Annotated in this window: 1 pseudogene; it reads right to left on the bottom strand. The window is 61.0% G+C overall.

Features of this window, described 5'->3' with window-relative positions:
• Window positions 1–269: pseudogene (locus tag SB765_RS29965) on the bottom strand (lipid-A-disaccharide synthase); the annotation flags it as partial.

The following is a 269-nucleotide window of genomic DNA, read 5'->3' on the forward strand; positions in this document are numbered from 1 at the left end:
GCGGTCGGCTTCAAGCTGTATGGTGTCGGCCAACGGGTGGCCGACAAAACGCACCGGCACGCCCTGCTCTTCATAGAACCGCGCCTCGAACGGCAACAGCGTCAGCATCAGGTCGCAGCCTTCGCGAATCTTCAGCACGCGCTTCTGCCGCCACGCCCAGACCGACGGGCTGACGTAATGCACGGTCTTGATCCCGGCCTGACGCAGTTTCAGCTCGATATTGAGGGTGAAGTCAGGGGCGTCGATGCCGATGAATACATCCGGCTTTT

Origin of the sequence: Pseudomonas sp. SIMBA_067, assembly GCF_046534675.1 — a bacterium.
In the GTDB taxonomy this organism is placed as follows: Bacteria; Pseudomonadota; Gammaproteobacteria; order Pseudomonadales; family Pseudomonadaceae; genus Aquipseudomonas; species Aquipseudomonas putida.